Raw genomic sequence first — 22,849 nt, 5'->3', positions numbered from 1 at the left:
ATTGCAGATTATTCCTTCCCCTTCTGCTCAAGGGCCGCCTTCAACAGGTCGCCCAGGTTCGAACCAATCGACTCCGGCTTGCTGTATTGCTGCACGAGCTTCCGCTCCTCGCGTTTGTTCACATGCTTGGCGTCCTTCTTCAGCGTTTCCGTAATGCCGCAGCCCAGGCACTGCACGAACAGCCCCGCCTTGCCTTCTTTCATCTCCATCTTCTTGTGGCACTGCGGGCAGCGGCGGTTGGACAGACGCTTCTCGCCTGAACGCTTATATCCGCAGTCGTCACTCGGGCAGACTAGCAGCTTGCCGCGCTTGGTCTTCTTCTCCAGCAGTCTTGTCCCGCAATCCGGACAGTGGCTGTTCGAGACATTATGCGGTTTATACTCCGCATCGCTTCCCTTCACATCCGTGACCAGCTTCTTGGTCATGTCCCGTATTCCGCGCAAGAATGGTTCCGGCTTGCCTTGCCCCTTCGCGATCCGTTCGAGCTCGGCCTCCCAGCGCGCCGTGAGTTCCGGTGTTCTCAGCTCTGGAGCGACAAGCTCAATCAGCTGCTTGCCTTTGCCTGTCGGATGGAGGGATTGCCCCTGCCGTTCAATCGTGTCCGAGCTAACCAGCTTCTCGATGATATCAGCCCGGGTCGCGGGGGTTCCAAGTCCGTGCTTCTCCATCTGGGAGAGCAGCGCCGCTTCGTTATAACGCTTTGGCGGCTGGGTACGTCCCGGTTTCAGCACGCAGCATACCACCTTCACCGACTCTCCTTCTCGCAGCTCCGGCAGGAGCTTGCCTGAAGACTGACCCGGAGCATCATCCTGCTCGTCGTCAGCGTCATCATCATAATCGCCGCCGTATACCTCACGCCAGCCGCTATCCTTGATCGTAGTCCCTTTCGCGTAAAGCTGCTCCCCCTCAATCTGAACTGTAACCGATACGTTATCGTAACGGGCAGGAGGATAGAACAAGCTGATGAACCGGCGTACGATAAGATCGTACAGCTTGCGTTCATCGACAGATAACTGATTCAGCAGCACGGTTTGTTCGGTTGGAATGATGGCATGATGATCCGTAACCTTACTGTCATCCACGACCCGTTTGCCTGGCGATAAGTTCTTACGCAGCAACGGACGAGCAATGGACGCATAAGGCCCGATGGCAATGCTCGACAGCCTTTCCTTCAACGTTCCGACCATATCGGATGTCAGGTAACGGCTGTCCGTACGCGGATAGGTGACCAGCTTATGCTGCTCATACAGGCGCTGCAGCACATTCGAGGTCTGCTTGGCCGAGAACCCGAATCGGCGGTTGGCATCCCGCTGCAGTTCGGTCAAATCGTATGCCAGCGGATGCGGTTCGGTTTTTTCGCTCTTTTTCACGCTGACGATTTTTCCGGTGCTGCCCTCCAGCTTCTGCTTCAGCTTGGCCGCCTTATCCTTCTCGAATAGACGACCGTCTCCGCCGGCCGGACGCCACGATACCTCAAAGCTCCCCAGATCCGCCTGCAGCGTCTCATATTCCTGGGAGCGGAAATTCACAATCTCCTTCTCCCGGTCCATGATCATCCCGAGCGTTGGCGTCTGAACCCGGCCTGCCGACAGCTGTGCATTAAATTTGGTCGTCAGCGCACGCGTCACATTCAGCCCAACCATCCAATCCGCTTCCGCTCGGCAGCGTGCGGACTCATACAGCCTGTCGAACTGCTGCCCCGGCTTGAGTGATGCAAAACCTTCCTTGATCGCCTTATCCGTCTGGGAAGAAATCCACAGCCGTTTGAACGGCTTGTTCCACTTCGCCATTTTGAGGATCCAGCGCGCAAGCAGCTCCCCTTCACGGGCAGCATCGGTGGCAATAATCATCTCGCCGACATCCGGGCGCTTCATCAGATGCTGGACCGTCTTGAACTGGTGACTTGTTTCCTTCAACACCTTAAGCCTTGTGTTATCCGGCAGGATCGGCAAATCCTCCAGAACCCAGGTCTGGTACTTCTTATCATAGTCCTCGGGTTCGGCAAGTCCTACCAAATGTCCAAGCGCCCAGGTCACAATATATTTTGGTCCTTCAAAATAATTCTTCTGCTTCTCGCGGCTGCCCATTACTCTCGCAATTTCCTTCGCAACGGACGGCTTCTCAGCCAATACTAATACTTTCATAGCCCTCCCCTTCCTCTATTCCCCTATTATAACCTCCCCTCGATTGTTTCCACAAAGATAAGTCAGATCGTTTTCTTAGCCAGCCATGTGAACGTATGATTGACGCATACCGGACAGCCCTGCTTCTTCAAATCCTCGATCGTGGAAAAATCACCCTGCACGCCCACCTGCAGCTCACCCTGACATTGGATGCATCTGTAGGTTCGAACGGTTCGCCTAACCTCGCCTGTGTAGAGCTCATCCTCGAAAGAATCTGTAACACGCGGCGCCGTAAATTCCGTCGTTGTTAACACGATCATCTGACCGCTATTACCGATCATCTGCGCACCAATATATTGATTGAAATGAAGCAGGACCTGCTTTGCCGATAAACCCATACGGACGAATTCACGCTGCATGGACCATGTAAAATCGGGAGATTTGTGGGCGAAGGAGAGAAAGATGGGGCATCCCTTCTGGCGTTTCAGCGCGCTAATGCCTCTGGATAAGAACAGAGTCAGCCCTTGTAGCGTGTACGGCGGATCCGTGAAAAAGCAATCATATTGCCCGTTCAAGCCCTCAGGCAAAGGCTGCCTGAGATCGATATGCCTGCATGTAACCGATAAGCCTTCTTTTGCAGCCGCGCCCTGGATAAATCGCAGGAATCGCTCATCGATATCCATAACCGTAATGGCGGCTCTTTGGTCCTTCGCGTGCGGGAACAGCCGTTTAAGCAGCAGACCAAGCGAGATGCTCACCAGGTCGTCATCGCCAACACACAGAATGTTCTTCCCGATCAGACTGTGTTCCCTCAGACACAGAATCGCCCTCCGCAGACTCGTCTCTACCGTGCATTGGGATTGGTCAATCTGTACATCGACCTGCGGGCGCTGCTCCAGAATCTCCGTGAGCCTCGCTAGTACATCAGAAAGCTCCTCCTGCCAATCGGCTTCGCCGGCCAGAAGCTTCTGATACAGATCTATATCGATGCCTCCATACCCCAGCTCGTGTTCAATATAGGACTTCCCGGAATCGGTGCAGCGCACCCCCCGGTCCTGAATGAGAGCCCCTGCCTTGATGAGCTCCTTCTTGATCGCCGAAGCAACCGGAACCGGCAGATACGTATGACGTGCCAGCTCTTTGGTTGATATACCGGGCCGCATATAACTCGCTACCAGCAGCTGTTCGATCACCTGGACGCCTTCCTGCAGACGAACCTTGGTTTTCACTTCTTCTATATAATGGATCATGTGAAATCACGCTCTTTTCCTGAATATGAGTTTGTTATTACCCCTGGAAAAGAACACACGTAACCCCCATACGTGCTGCAGTAATGAAAAAAAAGGGACAGAAGTCCATGAACCATCGTCCATCTTCTGTCCCCCAAGCGGGAAGCCGTGCCCAGAGCACGGCTGTACAGTCAATATATAAGGGATGGCTGTTGTGTTCTTAACCAGGTGGACTCAGAACCATCGCGCATGACAAATAAAACTCACATAAAGTGGGTTTTTTCGCAATGCACAAGTCAGAGTCCTATAAAATTTGGTTAGTTAAGAACACACACCGACATCAAGACAGCTCCCTATTTTTTCAATATAAATTCCGCCGACTAAAATCTGTTGGCCATAAAAATAATATCCTTCTTCACTTCAAAACCATGTTTCCGATAAAAATCTTCCGCCGGAAGATCCTTTTCCGTTAGCAGCACCATGCAATGAATGTGAATTAAACTTAAGTATGCCTTCATTCCATTCATTAATGCCGAGCCTAATCCGCTGCCCTGACTACCGGTATCGATATAATATTCCTGGATATGATATTCCTTACCGCTATACCAGCTCTTCGTATGACCAAAAGAGGCACCGAGGATCTTACCATCCTGTTCAATAACAAACCCCAGAAATACCGGATTGTCCATAAATTCCGTGAGGTATTGCTGCACATGCTGTACGGAGTCCCACTGGTCGTACCAGGGTTCGCCGCTAAAGACCTTGAGCATCAGCTCGGAGCATGCTCCAAGGTCGGTTTTGTCCATCAATCTGACGTTCGGATTCGTTCCCATTAAACCGCCACACCCCATGATCTGTGAATGATATCGTAATCCCCGGCAAGCCTAGCCGTCCAGATCGATTTGGCTGGCAGAAGTACAACACTACCAGGCTGTAGGATAGGAGCAAAGTCATCCCGACTCGACTCCTTACCTACTATCGGGTCATGGCTCACGCTCCTTTCCGTGGAGGGATCCAATCTTTCCGCCAAAATGGCGCGGGCTCGGTACAACCGGGATTTCACCGTTCCTTGCGGTATTCCTACGATCTTGGCGATACGGCTAACCGGCATATCCCGGTAATAGTGAAGCTGAATGACCTTGCGTAAATCATCATCCAGGTGAGTCACGGCTTCGTTGAGTTCGATCGCTTCATACGGCAGTGAATCGGCACCGCCATTGGCAAGTTCAACCGTGCGCAGCCGCTGCTGGGAACGCAGCAGTTGCAGGCATTCATGAATGAGAATACGGGACAGCCATGTTTTGAAATAAGCAGGCTCCTTTAAGGTAGGCATAGCTGCGAAGGATTTATAAATCGCTTCCTGTACAGCATCCGCACAATCCTCTTCCCGCTTCAGGTACAAACGGGCTAAGCCATACAAATTACGCTCGCAAGCGTGGATCAGCCTGCTAAAGGCTTCCCGATCCCCATGCTTGGCAAGCTGAACATCGTGCTCTATATTTGATTTCTTATTCACATTGGGAGACCTCCTCTGCAACACTTTCTTGGCCTTACATATGTTAGATGCATCAGAACGTGTTCAGGTTCACGTCAGCTCATCATTTTTTTTAAAAAAGCCGGATTACCATCACCTTCATTTTCGCACAAATCCGTTCATCATTTCCATATTGAATATTCGTCATGACGCATTATCAATCAAAGTGCGACAATTCTTCCATGAAGGCTTCGTGATCGGACTTCCAGCCAAGTACATTTACGAGGCCGGTTATAACTCTTAATGCGAACGAAGACCATTAGCGCGTTAGTTGAATAAAAATGGTTCCAAAATCACCTTCCCTGTGTGACCACTTTGTTGGGTTTCTATAATTGCTTTCTCATATTCCCGTAGACTAAAACGCGTTCTTGGTGCTTGAATAGTCAATTCCCCATCTATCACCAATTTGAATACATCACCAAAAGTTTCATGCCACCGAACATCGGAGATACCTTCAATCCATCTTTTAAGCCAATATGGCTTCACTCTGATATTAGAATGTTTTTGGTGTATCTGAGCCCAATTCATTTGGGTTCCTGACATAAGACCAATACTTAAGACTGTGCCACCTGGACGGATACACTCAATCAGGTCGTGTCCATCTTGCCCGCCAATGCTATCAATACCGGCCGTTGCCCCCATCCCACAGGTCAATTCCAAAACTCGATGGACAAGCCATTCTTTAGACGTGTCAATTACCGCCCAAGCACCAAGCGAATGCAGTTCCTGGGTATGTCTATCATTTCTTACCACCGCAATCAATCTGTATCCAAACACCTTTGGAAACTGTGCAAAAATACGTCCTATTGCAGAACCGCAAGCATTTACAATTAACACATCATCAGACTTTAACCGCAATTCTTCTGTACAAATAAGCCACGCTGTCATAGGGTTAATGTACATTTGGCTTGCTGTTTCGTTATTGATTTCAACGGGAACTCGAATTGCAAAATTGGCTTTTGTTTTCACGTACTGTTGCCAAGTTCCCTCACCACGTAGAGGCAGTACCCGTTTACCTAAAAGGGATGTGGTTACGGATGAACCAACAGCTTCAACAACGCCAACCCCTTCATATCCTGGTACTGCTGGCAGCTGAATTCGATGTTTATAGGCACCTCGAATCGGAATTAGGTCAGAAGGATTGATTGGACTAAGAATCATTCGAACCACTATTTCGTCGTGCTGAAGTTGTATATCGTCTACTCGTTGTTCTAATTCCAACACCTCAAGAGGATTTCCAAACTTCTTATACTGTAAAGAAATAAACTCCTTAATGCGTCTCACTCCTTACTGAATTATCCTTGCAGCCCGTTAGATTAATGGAATAGCTGTCGAATTGTAATTAGAGATGTGTCTATATAGATATATATTTAAACCTAATAATCAGCGGTCAGCATGTACGAAACGATTCATGAATATTAAATCACAAAAGTAATCAAGGGTGTCCCAAATGTCATTAGCATAAAAATGACGATGGACACCCTCTTTTTGTTTTATCAGCTTGTTCACCTAAGCTGTAAAAGAAAACCATGTATAAAATTAGTTTTATAGGAAATTTTAATTCAATTCGTATACGAAGGAGTTGAAGTAAAGTATGATCCACCCCAAAGACGACTACGAGGTATTAGGTAATAAAATCGAAGTTGATTCAGATGTGAACGAGGATCGTGATCGAGAGGAGCAGTTGGATGACTCCTTTGAGGCCTGGTATGGGAATATTAATGACCAAGTGAAGCTAAAGCTAGATCTCACGAAAGTTCCGCAGGACAGTGTATTTGATTCAGGCGTCAGCATGGATGAGGATCCAGCCCAGGATTAAAAGCTCAACAACCATAAACAAGAGGCTACCGCTGAATGAAGTTCCCCCCGTCAAGTAGACATTTAAAAAAATCCTCTAAGCCACAGCCTACGTTCGATATTCTACTGGGCTGAGGTGAAAACAGACAGGGATTCTCGACAATATGAAGCCCTTGCAGACCCTGTATTCTGTATTTTTCCTATATTGGAATGGTCAAGTATCATGTTTTATTAGTTCTGAATAAGCTACAATCATCGATCAGATTGGAGGCTTATTAATGATAATTAACCCATATTTATGCTCATATTGTCGATCCCCTCAACCATCTTATTATCCGTATCCTGCACCATATTATGGCGTTTATCCTTCTAATAACAATCATTTCGAACATGGCATTGGTGTTCATGCTGGTGGACAGCTTGGGGGTGATTATGGAGCAGGTATGTTTGTCGGTGGTCATCTCGGGAGTGGCCATGGAATAGGAGCTCATGCTGGGGGCCATCTCGGCGGTGACTATGGAGTAGGAGTTCATGCTGGCGGCCAACTCGGTGGTGGTCATGGGATGGGAGTTCATGCAGGTGGATATCTTGGTGGAAAATATGGTGTCGGTGGTTATACCGGTGCACATCTTGGTGGGGGACATGGTTTTGGCTTCGATGCCGGGGGCCATTTAGCCGGTTATAGTGGTCAATTCGGTTTCCAGTTTGGCGGACACAAGGATGAGTTCCGGTAATAGAAAACGGTTTTAAAAGGAAAAATCGGGAATAGATTTGATTTCGCAATACCCTAATATAGAAAAAGCATCGTTCAAGCTTTTACAGAGGCTTAAGCGATGCTTTTATCTTTTTATTTGTTTGTGTCGCAGCACTGTACTCACATAGTTAGAGACTCGATTAATTGCACCATTGATGCGTGGTCCATGTCTCCAAAATACGCAGCCATCAGCCGATTCACCGTCAGCGCATGGGCGCGCGAAAAAGAAATTTCGGTCATCCGTGCCTATTCTTTCTTCTTCGGATTCAGGGATGTTTCAAGCAAATAGTCAACGACCCAAGGTCCAATATTCGCACCGGAGGCGGCTGAATGAACGAGATGGGCAAGCTGATCCGTAGCATTCCCGATCGCCCATACTCCTGGTCGGCTCGTTCTTCCGTACGTATCGGTAACTGCGAAACCGGCTTCGTCTACTTCACAGAGAGAGGCAGCCAGTTCAGACGCAGCTTTGAAAGGGGCCGCCACAAAAACTGCTTCACATGGCACTTCCGTGCCGCTCGCTGTGGCGATGGAGACGAGTTGGTCCCCTTCCGTTACCAGACCGGTCACCTCGTCTTGAACGGTTTTAACTCCGAATCCATCAAGCCTTGTCAGCGTTTCGGAGTCGAACTCGTGTGGGCTTACGACCGTTACGTCTGAAGACCACGCGGTCAGGAACTTTCCAAGCTGGGCAAGGCGCTCCGGAAGTCCAAAGGCTACGAAAGGTTTGTCCCGAACTTCATATCCGCTGAAGCATGGGCACAGATGAACGTACTTGCCCAACCCCTCTTTTAAGCCAGGCACCATGGGGAGCACATCGACTAGCCCTGTGGCCAGTACTACGGCCCGAGCCGTGATCTTCATCTTGCTGCCCCAGACATCAAAGAGCCCATCGGGCCTTGCTTCGATCTTCAATACGGTCTCACTGCGAATTTCTCCGCCGTAGCTTACCACCTCGGAACGCCCACGTTCCAGGAATTCGACCGGTGTACTTCCTTCATACCCAAGGTATTCATGAATCTTAGAGATCATTGAATTACGAACGGGTCCTCCGTCATAAATGACTGTTCGGCGACGAGCTCGAGTGAGAAACAGTGCTGCACTTAGCCCTGCAGCTCCTGCCCCTACCACCGCCACATCGAAGATATCATCATGGTCTTCTGAAGTATTGCGATTCATCATGTTCTTTCCTCCTTACAACGATCTCTTAGTGAAATGAGTACGATTATATAATGGACATTATAGGTCTATAATAACTTTAAAAAATAAAAGCTGTCAAGAATGTTTTTCTTTAAGGGGTAGCGTCAGGCAAACGTTTAATCCTGATGTGAATGTTACCGCAACAATTTCAGAGAGAATAAAGGCAGATATTATGAATGGGAGATTACTAACTGAGCAAAACTCAGTAAACATCTCAGAATTCATTAAAGATGGAGTGGAAGACATGTATCCGTGGTTGAATTAAAATAGTTCATATATATGGACTCATTTAATGTGTGTCAAGTTAATATAGACACTTCATATTACAATCTGCCTCATATTAAAAAACACCGCAAGGCCATCGCCCTCACGGTGTCTCGTTTAGCTTATAAATCGTTCATATCATGAAACGGATAATTAGATCCGTTCTCATTCAATTCATATCCTTATCCACATATCGGCCTTGCTCGGGAACGGCCAAACGATCAAAGTCCCGGGCCAGCCGTGCAAGTGAAGCCGTAAGCTCCTTACCCCGCATCGAAACCCCGTGTCCCGTGATCAGAACCTCGGGATTCAGGCTTGCCAGGTGGCGAACCGATTCCCGCGCGAGATCCCAATCCGGCGTAAAATACATCGGCGGACCATGCAGCTCCTTCTCCTGCCCGATGACGGCTAGCGCCGACTCTTGCTTCACCGTAATCACAGCGTCTCCCGCTACGAGGACTCGGTCCCGTTCGCGGAACAGAGAGATGTGACCGGGACTATGGCCCGGTGTCGGCAGCCATTTGAATTCAGGAAGACCCGGCACGCTGCCGTCCTCCGGCAGAGGTTGTATCCTGGAGCCCAGATCGATGGCTTTGTTCGGATACATCGGAGCAACGCGGGCCATCAATCCGCCGCCTACGCTTGGATCTCCTGGTGGATAGTCTTCTTTTCCCGTAAGAAACGCCAGTTCGCTCGGATGAGCGTAGACAGGTACGCTCCAGCGGTCCGCCAATGCCTTCACATTCCCGACATGGTCAAAATGGCCGTGCGTAAGCACGATGCAAACCGGCGGCTTTCCGAATCTTTTCTCCGCTTCTTCTACAATGGAGCCTTCAAAATTTCCGAGTCCCGTATCAATCAGTACCCAATCTCCCGTTCCAGGCGTACCGATCATCTGGACGTTCACCATTACAGTACGCAAAGATAGAATATCCGGCGTAATCTCTTCAGTCTCTACGGCACCCGTCTTTAACATGCTGTGATCATTCATTATGGAATCGCCCCCACTTCTCGTTGTAAGTGCTTCTTGTAATAACATACCCGTTTTGGCACTTTTCAACGAAGAAATGGCGATTTTTTACTGAATGATTTTGTTAAGACGATCCAGATAACGCCAGCGAGTGATAAAGAAATAAACGACCTGGATGCTCAGGAAGAAGATAAAGATCTTCAAACTGTGTCCTACAATCGAGAAGTCTACCAGCTGCTGCAGGGCTATGAAGGCAACGCCGCTATGAATGAGTGCGATCAGCATCGGCAGGAAAAACATAATGACAAGCTGCTTGGTAATGATGGTGCCAAGCTCTTTTTTACTGAGGCCAACCTTAGCAATCATGCGATACTGCTGTTCGTCCCGAGCAAGATCCGCATACAGTCGGAAATAAACAAAGCTTGCCGCGAAGGTGAAGAAGACAATGCCGACCAGGCCGCTAACCATAAGCAGAATGCCGTTCTGCTGCTGGGCGCTTTTCCACTCCAAGTACAATGATTTTAGATAATAGCTGTAGTCTTCATTCTCGTTGAGACGATCAGAAATCGCTCTAGACACATCCCCTGTATTCTTCCAATCCTTTACGTAAAATGTATGGTATGCCGCATAACCGTAATCCTGATCCTGTTGTGCCTGGAACGCATCCTCGTACAAGCGGTCGGATACGACTAGTGTCTCGCCGTAGGCTGCAGGTACAGCAATGAACGTTTCGGCTTTGAGCACCTTTACGGTTTCCGATTTCTTGCCGTTTAATATCTCGAACTGATCATTCAAGGGACCGTCGATTCGGTAGCTGTTCTTCTCCGAGACCGTTCCCGGAGTCAAGATCCCTTCAAGGTCACCCAATGTTTCTGCCGGGTAACCCTGCGACTGAATGAGACTGTTATATTCGCTAAGCTTAATTAGCATCACCCCGTTATCCGAGAAAATCGGGGTCACCTCCGCCTCCTTGTAATTGAATCCGCCCTTTTTGAGCTCCTCCCTGATGATATCAAGATGTCGATTGCCTTTGTCCGCATCCTCGTTATACAAGGAATACGTATAAGCATAAGGGTTCTCCATGGCCGACAGGCCCGGATCCCCAATCGCGAGCGTGGTACCGATCCCGGTAAAGGCAGATGCTGAAATGACTGAAACGAGGAAGAACATTACCGCATTATCCTTGATTCTGTACAGCAGCTCCGATACCGTCAGCAGATTGGTTCGACGGAAGAAAAATCGCTCCTTCTTCTGCAAATACCGCATAAAATAAACGCTGAATTGGGTGAAGAGAAAATACGTACCCATGATAACGAGTACAACCCCTCCAAACAGCAGAATAAAATTAAAGATTTGGAGAATCGCAAAAGCCATAACCATGCCGTATCCGGCACCAATCAGCAGGACAGCCATTAGGGCCAGCCAAGGCGAGGCTTTCGGCTGCGGTTTGGGACTTTCCTCCGCTTTCACGAGCGCAAGTAGTGTGCCCTTCCGCAGCATGAACGACGAGCACAGGGCAATCAGCAGGAACAGGACGGCATAAGCCGCTGCCGTGATGATCAGCGCTTTGAGCGGAACATAAAACGGAAGTCCGTTCTCCACGGCCAGCAGTTTCGCGCTGATTAACAGAATCAGCTTCGAGAACAGCACACCTGTCCCGATCCCGGCTACGATTGCCGCAACGCCAATCAGTATATTTTCGATAAACAGCATCCGGTTCAGCTGCTTGCGAGACATCCCGAGAATCAGGAGAATACCGAATTCCTTCTTTCGGACTTTGATAAAGGCTCCCACCGAATACAGAAGGAAAAAGAACGAAAAGACAAACACAATGTACTGGGATACTGTCATGCCCATCGTACCCAACAAGGACATGGTATCGCTGGAGGAGACCAGACCGTCCTTCAGCTGCGGGTGAAACGAGAGCAACCCGTAGGTAAAGAAAATCATGACCGAGAAGGCACTGCTCAGAAAATGGGCGATATATGTCCGCTTGCTGCGCAGGACATTGTTAATGGCGAACTGGCGAAAATTCATGTCCCGAACCTCCCAGCAGCGATAACACATTGATGATTTTTTGATAAAAGGCCGACTGGCTCTCACCGTACGTGATTTCGTTGTACAATTGACCGTCCTTGATAAACACCACCCGATTGCAGTAGCTTGCGGCAACCGGATCATGGGTGACCAGCAGCATCGTCACTTTGTCTTCTCTGTTTCTCCGGTCCATCATCTCCATGACGTCGCGCGCCGATTTGGAGTCCAGGTTCCCCGTCGGTTCATCGGCCAGGACCAGCTTCGGTACATGGATCATCGCCCGTGCTACGGCCGTCCGCTGCGCCTGTCCCCCCGATATTTCATAAGTCCGCTTATTCAGTATCGATGTAATGCCTAGCTTCTCGGCCAATATGCCCACCCTGCGGTTCATCTCATCCAAATCCACGCCATCCAGTGCCAATGGCAGCAGGATGTTCTCCTTCACCGTCAGCGTATTCAGCAGGTTGAATGACTGAAAGACAAACCCGAGCTCACGGCGGCGAAACATCGCGAGTTTATCCTGGGATAAACGGAACGGATCTTCCCCGCCAATGTGGATCTCCCCGGATGTGGGACGGTCGATGGTGGAGATCATGTTGAGCAGCGTTGTTTTTCCGCTGCCGGATGGTCCCATAATGCCAACGAATTCCCCTTCGTTGATGCTCAAATTGATATTGGAAAGCGCCTCGTGGGACACCGCGGCCTTGTAGACTTTGCCCAGATTGCGCACGTTTAGTATTTCCATCTTGTAAACCTCACCTTCTTTATCTCATATCTTGTAAGGTTAGTGTATAGCATCCCCGGAGCTTCTCCTATCGATCACTCTTTCACCAATCTTACATCGGTGTAAGATTCATGTTTACTAAAAGTAAAAGAGCACCAAAAACGTCACTTATGCGCTTCTCAAGACCGCTCCGATTACGTAACGTTCCTACGATCGCTGTTGCCCCCAAATTTTCTGAACGAATTCACTGTGGTGAAAATTCGGGTGCAAAGCCGACCGCTTCGCTTCTTCGGAATCGTTTCGTCCTCTTTCGCTGGTGCGTGCCGATACCTACTCATTATTTAAAACAAAAGAAAGAACCTTATCTCAGGGTTTCATGATGATTTCAATAACCATCGTTTATCCGAGATAAGGTGCTATCATAAAGTATTTATGTGGATTACTGTACCGCTCCATAATCTAAGAATGACTTAAATATTGTCTGATTGACCCTACTCGGCGCCTAAATCCATACTGTTATTTTAATTTTAAACAGCCAACAACCTTACTTAACGTCATAAGCCTCGCCAGTCAGACGCTAACAGGACTACTTGTCCCGAGTCTCACCCCGAGAATATCAACCTCACGGTCGTTCCTCTCCCCGGCTCGGATTCCAGCTCGATTTGGTGGTTCATTTTATGAACGACCTCCTTAACGAGATACAAGCCCATGCCGGTGGATTCCTTCAGTTTGCGTCCGTTTTCCCCGGTATAAAACGGGTCAAACACCCGCTTCATATCGGATTTGGGTATACCCATCCCCCGGTCCGTGATCTCCAGCACGACATGGCGGTGATCCTCGCTCCGGTGGGCTTGGATCGTCACCTTAAGTCCGGTACCGGCGGAATATTTGATGGCGTTGGATAGCAGCTGCAGCAGGATGAACCGAAGCCACTTGGCATCCGTCTGGACGGTGAGAATCGAATCGATCCGGACTTCCGGATACACATGACTGTGAATAAAATAACGCTTATTCTCGTGAACTGCATCGACTGCCGCCTGATGCAGCTTCACGGGCTCCACACTGAAATCCTGCTCAAAGGTTTCGAGCCTGGACATGTAGAGCACCATCTCCAGCCCGCGCCGAATCCGGTCGGACTCTTCGGATATACTCTTGAAGGAGTCGTTATCATCCTCTTGCATGATCATCTCAATGACGGACAGCGGCGTTTTCATCTGATGCACCCATTGATTCATGAAGATCATATGCTCTTTCCGCCGGCGCTCCCATTCTTCCATGACCGTTCGGTATTGACGGTATTGCTCTTCCATCAGCTCGCTAAGGGCCGTAGGCAGCGGGGCCGATTCATTATGCTTGATCGATTCCTCCAGCGACCTGATGGGCTGTGACAGCCGCTCGTAGAAATCCCGGTGCGTGAAGTACCGGAATGCCAAGTATCCGCCCAGAATGGTTAGACCGAGGAAAACGGCATAAGCCGCTGTCACCGGATGATCATAACCGTCATACCAGAATACGAGCAGCACGACGAACAACTCGGCGACCGTAAATAGAATCAGGGGCAGTTGCTCACGCCAAAACAGCTTTTTCATAGCTTTCCCTTACCTCTTCCAAACCGTGTGCAGCCGATACCCGGAGCCACGGATCGTTTCCAGCGCATTCTCAATCCCTAACTCCGCAAGCCGTTTTCGTACCCGGTTAATATTCACGCTCAGCGTATTATCGTCAACGAAAGTATCATCCCACAGCTTCTCCAGAATCGTCTCGCGTGTGACCAACCGGGGGCTCCGGCTCAGCAGCGTCTCCAGGAGGATTGTTTCTTTTTTCGTGAGTAAGGATGTCCGATCCTCGAGAATCAGCTCCATCCGTTCGGGATACAGGACCAGCCCGTCCTTCTCAACCGTACGCTCGGCGGATGCTGCTGCATAATCGCCATATACGCGACGCAGCTGGCTGTGGATTTTGGCGATGACGATATCGTAAGCAAACGGCTTGGTGATATAATCATCCGCTCCGTTCTCCAGTGCCCTTAACTGATCGGGCGTCCCGTTCCGAGCGGATATGAAAATAATCGGACAGGTGGATACCGACCTGATCTGACGACACCAATAATATCCATCAAAGCTTGGCAGATTCACATCGAGCAGAACGATATGCGGCTTTATCTCGTGGAATTGCTCCAGCACATGATCGAAATCCTCGATGATTTTCCCATCATTTCCGTACCGTTCGATATGCGATTGCAGCATCCCCGCCAGCTTCGGGTCATCCTCAACAATCATGATTTTGTACATCCGTTCACCCTCCATGAAGCGTCAGGCCGCTCTTTCCCCTTCCGAAAGAATTCGCCTGATGGTTATGACTCCCTAACGATAGCCGCTTCAAAAAAGTTGATTCCGTCCGGCGATGCGCCCTGCACATACACCCGATTGTTCTCTTCGACCGAACGCTTGATCAGCATCGTATCCTTCAGTCTGGCCTCGTGATGATATGTAATCTTGAAGCCGGTCACTTGCCCTTCCCGAAGCTCCTGCTCATCTAACACGTCAAAGCACAGGTCTGCATAACGGGCATTATTCAAATGACCATTCGTATCGATTCCGCTGTACCGAACCGTGTACGTATACGCCTCATCCAGCTGTACCCCTTCCGGTAAAACGGCTTTGCTTGGCAGTTCCCCAACCGTTTCCTGACCGATCGGCACCTCGTATGGAAACATGGACGGACGCAAAATTTTCCGTTTATGAATATCCACCAGCGCCCATACCGAGCGGCCCTCGCCCAGCAATTCTCCATCGCCGTTCTTTATCCGATAATCCCGATGCCACAGCGCCCCTTTGGCCCCGCGGCTCCAGGTGTCCACATATACGGTTTCCATATCCCTTGGCATGCGCCGCATATCAAGCTCCAGCGTAATCAGCATCCAGCCCATGCCCCGCTCGATCATCTCCTCGCGACTGATCCCGAGCGCCTCAATATGCCGGTCAGCCGCTCTTTGCAAAATACTGAGCAGCGAAGACCAACGGCAATCCCCTTTAAAATCTGCATCAACCGATTGAATCGTATATTCTTCTGTCCATTGTTCAACCATAAGTCCCATGCCAGCTCCTTTATTATGTTCAGACTAACCCTATTTCAAGCATAATCAAATACCCGGCGTTTATCAAAGCATGACACGGTATTTCGTCTGCTGGAAAAAAGTGATTTTGTTATCATCCGGTTTAAAAATCACGTCTTTGGTTAATAGTAAGGCACAAACAACTATAACTTATACGAGGTGATAAACAATGAGTTTTCTTTGGTCATTAATCGTTGGTGGTATCATTGGTTGGATTGCAGGCTTGATTATGGGCAGAGACATCCCCGGCGGTATCATCGGTAACATCATTGCCGGTTTTGTCGGTGCTTGGCTGGGTGGACTTCTACTCGGGTCTTGGGGACCAGAAATGGGAGGATTCTACATCCTGCCTGCTCTGATCGGTGCCGTCGTGCTTGTCTTTATCGTCAGCCTGATCATGGGTTCGATGAGACGCGGCCGTTCCTAACTTGATTGAAACTAACTTAATTGAAGTGGATTTTTGGATTTCATGGTGTGACTCACCGGCAACTGCACGATCCAGATTACGCAGCGGTATTCGCGAATGAACGAATAAAAATCCACAACAAAACAGGGTGACCTATTCGCCATCATGGCGGTAGGTCACCCTGTTTTTACATGCTCCCCTTTCTTTTTTAAGTAAGAGGAAGTCCTTGCTTCTTCGCATAATTGCCCCAATGCGGCCTGCGTCCGTCGATGTCGCTAAACCCGTATTCATCCGATAAATCCCAGCTGGTTAGCGCCTTGCCGCTCTTGTCGGCAACACTGGGGTCGGCTGCAAGCGCCGCAATGCCCTGCGCCAGGAAATAGGGGGTCTCCGACTCGATGAAATGCGGCTCTTGCGCTGTGGCATCCTGCCAATTCTCTTCCGTAACACCAAAGTGATCCAGCATTTGTTCGGAACGCAGAAATCCTGGTGTAACGGACAGCGCGGTTACCTGATATGGACGTAACTCTTCCGCCATGGCTGCAGCAAGGTGAATCGCCGAAATTTTTGCCAGGCTGTAATACAAGTTCCCGCGATACCGATACGTAGATCCATCCGTAACTTCAATAACCAGTCCCCTACCGTTCTCCACCATCAGCGGAACACCGTAATAACTTGTGATCATGTGTGTGGTGACAGCTCGCTCCTGCATTAGCAATCCATCGGATAGAAACTGCTCCCAGAACGGGATGTTCCAGTGCGTGAGGTTCTCGCCCCCCCATATATCATTGACGAGGATGTCCAGTCGTCCTTGCTGGTCCTCGCGAATCCGTTCAAACAATGATTTTACTTGCTCTTCCACGGTATGGTCACATTGCACGGCTATGCCGATCCCGCCTCGCGCCGTGACCATATCCGCCGTGTCATCAATAGTCTCGGTACGCTTGATATCCGATACCTGCCCCCGTACGCTCCGTCCTGTGCAATACACCGTTGCCCCAGAGGCACCCAGCATCACCGCAATGGCGCGGCCAGCCCCTCGGGTCGCTCCAGCAACGACGGCTACTTTACCTTGTAATGGCTTGTGCTCATTCTTATTCATAGCGTAACCTCCTACCTGTATACTGAATTTTCTCAACATCCTTATCGTATCAGTCATATATGACATCCCTTGTCTTATATCCGTGCTACAATACTATTATCTTCTATAGATATTAAAGAGGTGACATGACTTGAGGGCGGATCGTCTATTGTCCATTATGCTGATGCTCCAGAACGGAGGTAAGAAGAACACCCGTTATTTAGCGGAGCAGCTCGAGGTATCGGAACGAACAATCATACGAGATATGGAAAGTCTAAGCTCGGCCGGTATTCCCGTCTATGCGGAAAGAGGCTCCTTCGGCGGTTGGGTGCTGGAGGAGAGCTATCGAACGAATCTGACCGGAATGACGCCTGACGAGCTTATCTCCCTGCTGGTCTCCAGTCATAGTCCGCTCATCGGAGATTTGGGAATCCGCAAACAGTTTGATGCGGCTTATCAGAAATTATTGGCCTCTTCCCCCCGCTCCATTCGGCAGGACGCCGAAATCATTCGGGAGAAAATCCATATTGATGGCGCAGGCTGGCACTCCTACCGTGAATCGCATCCGTATCTTACAGTGCTTCAGGAGGCACTATGGCTGGATCGTATCACCCGTATTCAATATATGAAGGGAGAGGAGCGGGTCGAAAGAATCATTCATCCGCTCGGCCTAGTTGCCAAACGCAGCACCTGGTATGTGGTCGCGGAATCCGAAGGCGATATGCGAACCTACCGTGTATCGAGAATCGTGGATGCCGTCATGTCCGAGGATACCTTCGAGCGCCCGGCTGATTTTAATCTATCCGAGTATTGGGAGGAGTCGCTGGCACGGTTCATGCAGAATCTTCCGCAGTATCCGGCACAGGTTCGAATGACCGTCTCTCTGATCAAGCGCTTTGAGCGCGAGCGATACGTAAAAATAATCCGATGCGACATGGAAAGCCAGCACGACGGATGGATAGCAGCCGATTTGGAATTCAACACCTTAGAATCGGCCTCAGCATTTCTTCTAAGCTGCGGAGCGGAAATCGAGGTGATGGCCCCGCAGGAGCTGCGTGAGCATGTCAGCACAGCCGCAAAAGCCATTTCACGGCTATATGAATAGATCATAAGAAAAACGCCTATCGACGTACCTTCACAGATGCCAGACCGCAGTTAGATGAAGTTTTTCTTGCGATATCAGGAGGTCACAAGCTTAAAGTTTATACTTTCTGATATCTATAAGTAAAACGACTAACGACATACTTTCTTCCTGCTATCTAAAAAAGCACCAGGCAAATGCCTCAAAAGGGAGGCTTGCCCGGTGCTTTTTGCTGCGCATATATGCGCCCTCATTATTGAATGGTATGGAGAGGCTTTAGGTTGGCTTCAATCTGTTCCCGCTTCTTCTCAAGGAACGGTGGCAGCGCAAGGGATTCGCCGAGATGATCGATATGCTCATCCGTGTCAAAACCCGGGCCATCAGTAGCTACCTCGAACAAAATACCGTTAGGCTCTCTGAAATACAAGGAACGGAAATAGAAACGATCAACAAACCCCGAATTCGAAAATCCTACATCGCCAATCCGGTTGATCCATGCTCGGAGCTCCTCCTCGTCCTCTACGCGGAATGCAACGTGATGAACGCCGCCCCGACCAAGCCGCTCCTGCGGAAGGTCCGTTCTTTCTTCAACGTGCACTTCCGCTCCCGTGCCGCCTTCTCCTGTTTCAAAAACAAGGATGTCCGCCTGCCCGTCTACTGGCGAGGCATACTGACCTTTGTAACGGAAGCCCATCAGCTCCGTCAATACCTTCACGGTCTGCACTGGATTAGGTACAGTCAGCTGCACCGGACCTAATCCGATGATAGCGTATTCCGCAGGAACCGGTCCCTTTTCCCAAGGGATGCCCCCAGGAACTCCCTCATTATGTTCATCCGAGACCAGAATGATGCGCTGGCCCTCGAAATCTCTGAAGAGAAGCGTCAATCGGCCGGCACGTTCCTTGATCTCCTCGCGTTCTACCCCATGTTCATCCAGCCGCTGGGCCCAATATTCCAAAGCGCGGTCACTAGGTACGCGGAGAGATGTTGCCGAGATGCTGTTGTTTCCCTCGCGGGTCCGGCCTGCCATCGGAATTTCGAAGAAGGTCAGCTCCGTCCCAGGGTTTCCTTTTTCATCGCCATAAAACAGATGGTATACCGATACATCGTCCTGGTTCACCGTTTTCTTGACCAGCCGCATGCCAAGAACCTTCGTATAAAATTCGAAGTTCCGCGAAGCCGCAGCCGTTAACGCAGATACGTGATGAATTCCTTTAAACTTCATGACTTCAACCTCCATCTATATTTGATTTATTCTTCATTAACAAAACACGATCTCAGACACCTGTCCTGTTGGATAAACGCCTTATTCAAAAAGCACCTTAATCAAAAGCACTTTAACCCTTGCTTCTTCAACTTATCGTGTGCATCTGGCGCTTAATCTCAGTTTAGTATTTAACTCAGGAATCGTCAAGTCTTAATATTAAGATATTTAAAATAAAAATAACAGAACTCCTTTTTCCCTAATCAAACCCGGAAAAAATAGATCTGTTATTCATTCCCTGCTATGCTGAAAGCTATCCTCACATGATTGGCCCAGTAACACCACGAACGAATCATCGCCTCTTTATGTATTGGATATCGCCTCCTCGCGATACTCGGAGGGCGTTTTCCCTGTTATTTTCTTGAATACTTGCGTGAAATATCGAGGGTCCTGATACCCTACCAGTGGCGCTACCTGGTATACCTTCACATCCGTATTCAGCAAAATGCTTTTGGCCTTCTCGATCCGGCATTCCGTCAAGTACTCCAGAAACGTATATCCCGTTGTTGCCTTAAACAGGGTGCAGAAATGGCTGATGCTCAAATCCGCCAGCTCCGAAACCTCTTCAATGCTGAGATCCTTCTGATAATTTTCCGCGATATAATCCTTGGCCTTACCCATAACGGCCAGGACATTGTCCTTGGCCTGCCCGGACCGGCTCTCGGCAATCCACTTGCTGAAATGGCTCTTGATGACATCCATCAACTGCTGAAGGGTGCCGGAAGAATGAAGCTCCTGCAGCAGTTCCTCCAGCGACCACTCAAACAGCACCTTCATATGCTCAAACTGCCGATACAGCACAACGCTCATCTCCAGCAGCACCCGCTCGGTCATCTCCCGGCTAAAGGCATGCTCCTCGATGTAAGCCTTGGTCTCATCAAAAAGTTCCAGCAGCCGTTCCTTGTGAAGCGTGCGGATGCTTTCCACCATGAGCAACTCGAGATGCTTCGGATACTTTGCTTCGCTGGCCGTTTCCATAATGGAATCGGGAGTCCCGAGGAACACCCCCTCTTCCCCGGAATAGAACCGCTGGTATAAGGCGCGGACGGCCGTCTCGTAAGCCGTTCCCAAGCGGTCAATCCCAGCCATGCTGGGGCTGAAGCCGACCGAGCAGGACAGCTTCGTATTCCGCTTGATCAATTGCACCAGATCCCTGCCGATATCCTCCTGCCGCTCTTTCGTCAGGTTCGGAAACAGCAGCACCCATTCACCGCTGCGGAAAGGGAATACCGTCAGTCCGCCATGCTGCAAAGACCATTCCTCGAGGACGTTCCGTACTGCAAAGAGCCACAGGCGCTTCTCATCCATGCTCCACAACTCGTTAAGCCGCAAGTAATGATCCAATTGAATGACGGCCATCGTGTATCCATGCTCCAGCTCGCTGTCTTCCAGCCACTGCATATGCTGCAAGGGGCTTCGATTTCCCTCGATAAATTCCGTCAGCATCCTCTCCCGGGCCAGCAGCGATAAAACCTTGACCGAGTGCATCATGTGGTCATCCGCAATCTGCTTCTCCAGGGTTCTGGCTGCCTTGGCTATCGTTTCCGTCAGCTCATCGTGATCGATCGGCTTCAGCAAGTAATCGAAAGCCCCTTCGCGCAGCGCTTCCCTCGCGTATTCGAATTCGCCGTACCCGCTGATGAAAATAATGATTCGTCTTGCCTGATCCGCCTTCAGTTCCTTCATGAGCGTAATGCCGTCCATCCCCGGCATCCGAATATCGCTGATAATGATATGCGGCGACGCTTCGCGCGCCAGCTTCAATGCGCCGTCTCCGCTCTTGGCCTCCCCAACGACCTCCAGATCGAGCTCATCCCATGGAATAGCCGCCTTCAGGCTGCGCAGAATGATCGGCTCATCATCGACCAGCATGACTCTGAATTTGCCTTCCGATCCGCCCATGACGTTCCCCCCTGTCTCCTGTTTACTCTGCTGCCGTATTCCGCCTAAGCTTCCAATACCGGACCGAGGACTTCTGAATTTGCTCCAATGCGCCGGCAGCATCGATCCGTCCTCCAATCATATCCTCGATCACCTTAAGGAACGAACTGTTCACCTCGGGTGATAACGTGTTGTCGTAAGGCAGAAAGGTGCTCGCGGATTCCTCCATCAATTCCGTGACTTGGGCAAAAACCGGCCCGGTTTTCTTCGAATCATAGTCAATCTTCATCGAAGGCACGCGCAGCCCTTCATACACCAGCCGAGTCTGCACCTCCGGGGTATAGAACATGCCCAGCAGCTCCAGAGCCGATTGCTTTTTCGTTTCATCCAAGTCCGATGACAGCCCGATGCCGATCGTATATCCCCCTGCCAAGGAGCGTTCTTCGCCGGGAAAAAGCGACGGAAAGGGAATGACGCCGATCTCATTCTGAAAATCCGGGTAATCCTCATTCTGCAGCAGCGTGATATCCCAGCTGCCGTTCATATACATCGCCGCTTTTCCTTCCGTGAACTGGGCAATCGCTTCTTCCGTGGAAAGATCGTTTGCGTTCGGACTGAACGCCCCTTCTTCGATCCACAGCTCCAAGTGCTCAAACGCCTCCAAATACGACTCTTGCACAAAGCTGGCCTGATCATCGCCTTCAACCAGGCGGTCAATCAGTTCCGGCCCGGCGTAGCGATCCATGAAATAATGGGCAAAAATTCCCGCCGGCCACCTGTCTTCGTTGCCGACCGCAAAGGGGATGATGTCGTTCTCCCGAAGGATACGAATAGCTTCGTCCATCTCTCCCAGCGTCTTCGGAGGCTCCAGCTTCAGCTGCCGGAATAAAGCCCGGTTATAATAGATCGGCTCTGCGTGTCCCTCGAAGGGCAGGCCATAGATCCGGTCCTCGAAGGTCCAATGGTGCAGATCCTTGAACTGCTCCTTCAATCCGGTATCCTGCAAAAAATCCGTTAAATCCATCAACCGGTTGGATCTGGCATAAGGCACGATCTCGGCCCCTCCGAACAAAACAAACATATCCGGCGGCGTACCGGTTACCATCTCGCTCTTCAGCTTTTGTTCCCGGTGAATCGTCTGATCGATGCTCTCGAAGTTCACCTTTACGTTTGGATGCGCTTTCTCATAAGTGCGGACGATGCTCTCGAATACGGCCAGCACCGGCTTGTCATGCTCTTTGTTCCAGAAATGCCGGAACGTTAGCGTGATTTTCTCGGGCTGTTCCTCCTGGGCCGGTCCCTGATTCTGTACCGTCACCCACACGACAGACAACGCCAACAGAGCGGCATATCCGACGATCCAGCCCCAATTCCAAAACCATCTCACCC

At 50.0% G+C, this 22,849-nt stretch carries 20 protein-coding genes; 4 read left to right on the top strand and 16 right to left on the bottom strand.

Translation table 11 applies throughout. From position 1 onward, the window contains the following. Positions 1-8 precede the first annotated feature (8 nt). The 5 genes from MKY48_RS04910 to MKY48_RS04890 form a co-directional block, all read right to left on the bottom strand. Positions 9-2,144 carry a DNA topoisomerase III gene (locus MKY48_RS04910; RefSeq protein ID WP_339270465.1) on the bottom strand — a complete coding sequence of 712 codons (2,136 nt, stop codon included), beginning with the start codon at positions 2,142-2,144 and terminating at the stop codon, positions 9-11. A 62-nt stretch (positions 2,145-2,206) separates the two neighbouring features. Beyond that, the gene (locus MKY48_RS04905; protein WP_339270463.1) at positions 2,207-3,373 is read right to left on the bottom strand and encodes a bis-aminopropyl spermidine synthase family protein; all 1,167 of its coding nucleotides are present in this window, start codon (positions 3,371-3,373) and stop codon (positions 2,207-2,209) included. Positions 3,374-3,732: 359 nt separating this feature from the next. Further along, a complete protein-coding gene (locus tag MKY48_RS04900; RefSeq protein ID WP_339270461.1) occupies positions 3,733-4,185 on the bottom strand; it encodes a GNAT family N-acetyltransferase in 453 nt (150 codons plus the stop codon). Beyond that, entirely contained in the window at positions 4,185-4,868 is a 684-nt protein-coding gene (locus tag MKY48_RS04895; protein WP_076325620.1) for a sigma-70 family RNA polymerase sigma factor, read from the bottom strand. Before MKY48_RS04895 ends, MKY48_RS04900 begins: the two co-directional genes overlap by 1 nt. A gap of 285 nt (positions 4,869-5,153) precedes the next feature. Continuing rightward, complete coding sequence (locus tag MKY48_RS04890; RefSeq protein WP_339270459.1) at positions 5,154-6,170, bottom strand: zinc-dependent alcohol dehydrogenase family protein; 1,017 nt, start codon at positions 6,168-6,170, stop codon at positions 5,154-5,156. 310 nt (positions 6,171-6,480) lie between these two features. On the opposite strand from MKY48_RS04890, the gene MKY48_RS04885 reads away from it, so the two are divergent. Both MKY48_RS04885 and MKY48_RS04880 read left to right on the top strand, forming a co-directional pair. Beyond that, positions 6,481-6,705, top strand: a complete 225-nt coding sequence (locus MKY48_RS04885) for a hypothetical protein (RefSeq protein ID WP_339270457.1) — start codon at positions 6,481-6,483, stop codon at positions 6,703-6,705. A 256-nt stretch (positions 6,706-6,961) separates the two neighbouring features. Then, the gene (locus MKY48_RS04880; RefSeq protein WP_339292415.1) at positions 6,962-7,417 is read left to right on the top strand and encodes a hypothetical protein; all 456 of its coding nucleotides are present in this window, start codon (positions 6,962-6,964) and stop codon (positions 7,415-7,417) included. Positions 7,418-7,683: 266 nt separating this feature from the next. Here the strand turns inward: MKY48_RS04880 and MKY48_RS04875 are convergent, their stop codons facing one another. The 7 genes from MKY48_RS04875 to MKY48_RS04845 all read right to left on the bottom strand — a co-directional run bounded on the left by MKY48_RS04875 (position 7,684) and on the right by MKY48_RS04845 (position 15,720). Further along, positions 7,684-8,619 carry an NAD(P)/FAD-dependent oxidoreductase gene (locus MKY48_RS04875; RefSeq protein WP_339270454.1) on the bottom strand — a complete coding sequence of 312 codons (936 nt, stop codon included), beginning with the start codon at positions 8,617-8,619 and terminating at the stop codon, positions 7,684-7,686. Between the two features lie 451 nt (positions 8,620-9,070). Next, entirely contained in the window at positions 9,071-9,892 is an 822-nt protein-coding gene (locus MKY48_RS04870) for an MBL fold metallo-hydrolase (protein WP_339270452.1), read from the bottom strand. An 87-nt stretch (positions 9,893-9,979) separates the two neighbouring features. Next, a complete protein-coding gene (locus MKY48_RS04865; protein ID WP_339270450.1) occupies positions 9,980-11,908 on the bottom strand; it encodes an ABC transporter permease in 1,929 nt (642 codons plus the stop codon). Further along, positions 11,883-12,653: an ABC transporter ATP-binding protein gene (locus MKY48_RS04860; protein ID WP_339270448.1), complete on the bottom strand. Its 771-nt coding sequence runs from the start codon at positions 12,651-12,653 to the stop codon at positions 11,883-11,885. Before MKY48_RS04860 ends, MKY48_RS04865 begins: the two co-directional genes overlap by 26 nt. A 581-nt stretch (positions 12,654-13,234) precedes the next feature. After that, the gene (locus MKY48_RS04855; RefSeq protein WP_339270446.1) at positions 13,235-14,221 is read right to left on the bottom strand and encodes a sensor histidine kinase; all 987 of its coding nucleotides are present in this window, start codon (positions 14,219-14,221) and stop codon (positions 13,235-13,237) included. A gap of 9 nt (positions 14,222-14,230) precedes the next feature. Further along, positions 14,231-14,923 (bottom strand): response regulator transcription factor, encoded by a 693-nt coding sequence (locus tag MKY48_RS04850; protein ID WP_076325631.1) that lies wholly within the window; start codon positions 14,921-14,923, stop codon positions 14,231-14,233. A gap of 62 nt (positions 14,924-14,985) precedes the next feature. Next, the gene (locus MKY48_RS04845) at positions 14,986-15,720 is read right to left on the bottom strand and encodes an acyl-ACP thioesterase domain-containing protein (protein WP_339273394.1); all 735 of its coding nucleotides are present in this window, start codon (positions 15,718-15,720) and stop codon (positions 14,986-14,988) included. A 196-nt stretch (positions 15,721-15,916) separates the two neighbouring features. Between MKY48_RS04845 and MKY48_RS04840 the strand changes: the two genes are divergently transcribed. After that, complete coding sequence (locus MKY48_RS04840; protein WP_076325633.1) at positions 15,917-16,174, top strand: GlsB/YeaQ/YmgE family stress response membrane protein; 258 nt, start codon at positions 15,917-15,919, stop codon at positions 16,172-16,174. A 187-nt stretch (positions 16,175-16,361) separates the two neighbouring features. On the opposite strand, the gene MKY48_RS04835 is transcribed toward MKY48_RS04840, so the two are convergent. Further along, the gene (locus MKY48_RS04835) at positions 16,362-17,255 is read right to left on the bottom strand and encodes an SDR family oxidoreductase (protein WP_339270445.1); all 894 of its coding nucleotides are present in this window, start codon (positions 17,253-17,255) and stop codon (positions 16,362-16,364) included. A 130-nt stretch (positions 17,256-17,385) separates the two neighbouring features. Here MKY48_RS04835 and MKY48_RS04830 point away from each other — a divergent pair, with 130 nt between their 5' ends. Continuing rightward, positions 17,386-18,339 (top strand): YafY family protein, encoded by a 954-nt coding sequence (locus MKY48_RS04830; protein WP_339270444.1) that lies wholly within the window; start codon positions 17,386-17,388, stop codon positions 18,337-18,339. Positions 18,340-18,568: 229 nt separating this feature from the next. On the opposite strand, the gene MKY48_RS04825 is transcribed toward MKY48_RS04830, so the two are convergent. The 3 genes from MKY48_RS04825 to MKY48_RS04815 all read right to left on the bottom strand — a co-directional run bounded on the left by MKY48_RS04825 (position 18,569) and on the right by MKY48_RS04815 (position 22,847). Next, positions 18,569-19,540, bottom strand: coding sequence for a ring-cleaving dioxygenase (locus MKY48_RS04825; RefSeq protein ID WP_339270442.1), 972 nt, complete (start codon positions 19,538-19,540; stop codon positions 18,569-18,571). A gap of 342 nt (positions 19,541-19,882) precedes the next feature. After that, the gene (locus MKY48_RS04820; protein WP_339270440.1) at positions 19,883-21,481 is read right to left on the bottom strand and encodes a response regulator; all 1,599 of its coding nucleotides are present in this window, start codon (positions 21,479-21,481) and stop codon (positions 19,883-19,885) included. Between the two features lie 22 nt (positions 21,482-21,503). Then, positions 21,504-22,847, bottom strand: coding sequence for an extracellular solute-binding protein (locus MKY48_RS04815; protein ID WP_339270438.1), 1,344 nt, complete (start codon positions 22,845-22,847; stop codon positions 21,504-21,506). Positions 22,848-22,849: the final 2 nt, after the last annotated feature.

Origin of the sequence: Paenibacillus sp. FSL W8-0187, from assembly GCF_037969755.1 — a bacterium.
Lineage (GTDB): Bacteria > Bacillota > Bacilli > Paenibacillales > Paenibacillaceae > Paenibacillus_AQ.
Note: the sequence above shows the minus strand (reverse complement) of the source record. Positions and strands in the feature narration are given on the sequence as shown.